The organism is Altererythrobacter sp., assembly GCF_050299635.1.
In the GTDB taxonomy this organism is placed as follows: Bacteria; Pseudomonadota; Alphaproteobacteria; order Sphingomonadales; family Sphingomonadaceae; genus Erythrobacter.
This window is the reverse complement of the sequence record NZ_JBNKWF010000052.1, coordinates 1-2341: the sequence shown is the minus strand read 5'-3', so window position 1 is coordinate 2341 and position 2341 is coordinate 1. Positions and strand designations below refer to the sequence as shown.

Annotated in this window: 2 protein-coding genes; both read left to right on the top strand. The window is 57.2% G+C overall.

Annotation, left to right across the window (positions count from 1 at the left end; all coding sequences use genetic code 11):
- Positions 1–279: amidohydrolase family protein (locus ACQY6C_RS14710; protein WP_427970030.1), on the top strand; the 279-nt coding region annotated here is incomplete at its 5' end.
- A 464-nt stretch (positions 280–743) separates the two neighbouring features.
- The coding region (locus ACQY6C_RS14705) for an amidohydrolase (protein WP_427970028.1) at positions 744–2341 on the top strand (1598 nt) is incomplete at its 3' end.

The window sequence follows — 2341 nt, the reverse complement described above, 5'->3', positions numbered from 1 at the left end:
CCCGCCGACGAGGTGCTTACTATCGAAGAGGCCGTGCGCGGCTACACGGCAGGAAGCGCCAAGTTAATCGGCAAATTTGACGAGCTGGGCTCGATCACCACTGGCAAGAAGGCTGACCTGGTGGTGCTTTCCGACAATCTGTTCGATATCGGTGTCGAAGACATCCCGAATACGACCGTGTTGCTGACCCTTATGGACGGCAAGATCACCTACGCCGAGCCTTCAGTAGCCGCCGGGCCGTTGGCTGACCCCAAGATCAGGTATAGCTGGCAAGAGTAGCTTTATCGACGTCGAAACCCGAACCAGGTTCAACTGAGACCCAGGAAGGAACAGAGCCGGTCAGGCGGCCGCTTTTGGCCGTTAGCAGACATTCAAGTCAGGCCTTCCCAGGGCCTCTGAACGTCCGGTATTGGTGAGAGCGGACATTCGCCCAGGTCGAGTGTCCGCTTTCCACCCTAAAGCGGCCATTCGGCTAGAATTGGTCTGAATGACCGCTAATGACCCAAAGCGGCCATTCTGCCGTGGGTCTTTAGAATCAAAAATATTTCCAGACGATACCCGAAAAGCCATCTGCCGGCCGCGGGTTACCGGTGCTCAACTGGTTTCCGTTCGGAATGGGGCTCAGGTAGACTGAATCTAGCTGGCCTTTCACGGTCCATATACCCGTCGAATTAGCGATTTTTTTGGCCGTCCGGGTTTGTGTCCTGACGGCTTGTATTTACGACGAAGGGAGAACCCGAATAATGAAACTGCGTCATTGTGCCCTGAACATGCGAAATGCGCTTCGTGCGTCTGTCATTTTCGTTGCGACCCTCACCGCATCGCAATCGGGATTCGCGCAAACGGCAGATATCGTCTTCACCAATGCCAATATAAGGACGATGGACGAGGCCAATCCGCAGGCGCAAGCGGTTGCCATCACTGGTAATACGATCTCCTACGTAGGTGATGACGCTGGCGTGCGGTCCTTCATAGGAGACGACACCAGGGTTATTAATGCCCATGGCCATCTGATGGTCCCGGGATTCATCGAGACCCATCTCCACCTGCTGGTCGCAGCTGCGGCGATATCGGGAGTGGTTGCCACCCAGAACGACACGGCCGAAGAGGTCGCGGACAAGGTGGCTGCCTATGCAAAGGAACATCCGGGTACATCGACAATCTTCGGAACCGGCGTTGCCGCGGCAGTGCTGCAGAACGGCTTGGCCACCAAGGAAATCCTCGACGACGTCATGCCGGACCGCGGCGTCGTCCTGCTGGACGAGACCAACCACAATGCTTGGGTCAACAGCAAGACGCTAGAGCTTGCCGGCATCACGGAAGACACGCCCGACGTCGCCGGCGGCACCTATGTGAGGGACGCGAGCGGCGAGCTCACGGGCGTCATCCAGGGCTCTCCGGCGCATATTCCCGTTATCGTTCGCTCGAAGGCCGTGACACCTGAGGCCATTGCGGCCTCCTTGCCGGACATGCTGGCGATCCTGACCAGCCTTGGCTTCACAGGCGCATACGACATGGGATTCCCGCTCAGTACCGAAGCCGGATACCAAGCACTGATCGACATGGACAAGCGAGGCGAGTTGCCAATCCGCGTCAGCCTGGCCTACATGTTCAATACGCAGGAACTGGGCAGGAAGGTGCTTTCGACGATCGAAGAATTTTCGCAGCGCTTTAAGTCTGAGCACGTCTGGCTCGATACGTTGAAGATTATCGGCGACGGCGTGACCGAGAATTACAAGGCCTACATGTTCGAGCCTTATCTCGACCATGAGGGACACGGCGCAATGAATTCCGGCGATGATTTCACGCGCGAAGCGTCAATCAAAGCAGCAGACATGGGTTTCAATGTCACAACGCATTGCGTCGGCGATCGCTGCAATAGCCTGATGCTCGATATTTACGGGGAAATCCGGGCTTCCGGGAACAAAGACTCCATTCTCAGTACCACGCATTCCTGGTGGGTCAGGCCGCAGGATGTTCCGCGCTGGGCGAAGAACGACGTGATGGTTCAAACCACGGGAATCTGGCTGTTCTACAAGCCACAATACGTCACGTCGATGGGCGAGGAACGCACCAATACGGAACAATTCCCGGTTCGCGCCTGGGAGGACTCGGGAGCGGTCATTGCCTTGGGGTCCGATTATCCGGCGACTGAAGGCGGCCTGATGGGGCTGAACCCGTTCAACAACATCTACAGCCTCATGACGCGTCAGCTGGCACCGCCGCTGGTCGGAACGGTTGCGAAGCTGGAAGAACCGCTCAAGCCCGCCGACGAGGTGCTTACTATCGAAGAGGCCGTGCGCGGCTACACGGCAGGAAGCGCCAAGTTAATCGGCAAATT